Here is a 466-nt window from a genome sequence, read left to right as displayed (position 1 = left end):
CCAGCAATTGCTAAGGCGACGCATGAAGCAATGCAAAATGCCTATCGAGACCTCGATTTCTGCCGTTTGGATGAAGCAGCTTTTACAGCTTGCCCTTCTGACTCAGTCGACTACGCAGTGATGGAACACACCCAGAGAGGCGTAGTCGTATCTGCGGACATTGGTTGGAGTGACGTCGGATCCTGGTCGGCCTTGGCCGATGTACAAATTGCCGACGTCGATGGCAACGTTCAGCGGGGAGACGTGTATCTGGATGGTGTCACTAATACCTTCGTACGCGCTGAAAGCCGCATTGTGGCGGTGGTTGGCGTGAATGATCTCGTCGTGGTCGAGACACCGGATGCGGTTCTTGTTGCACGCAAGGACCATGTACAGCGCGTTAAGAACATTGTCGAGCACCTTAAGGTGACCGAACGTACCGAGCATATGCACCATACTCGGGTGTATCGCCCATGGGGCCATTATG

General features: G+C 53.9%; 1 pseudogene. It reads left to right on the top strand.

The features are described from left to right. Positions 1–466: pseudogene (locus LCI23_RS20470) on the top strand (mannose-1-phosphate guanylyltransferase/mannose-6-phosphate isomerase); the annotation flags it as partial.

Source organism: Massilia sp. MS-15 (assembly GCF_020176695.1).
GTDB classification, from domain to species: domain Bacteria; phylum Pseudomonadota; class Gammaproteobacteria; order Burkholderiales; family Burkholderiaceae_D; genus Telluria; species Telluria hydrophila.
This window is presented reverse-complemented; position numbering and strand designations above follow the sequence as displayed.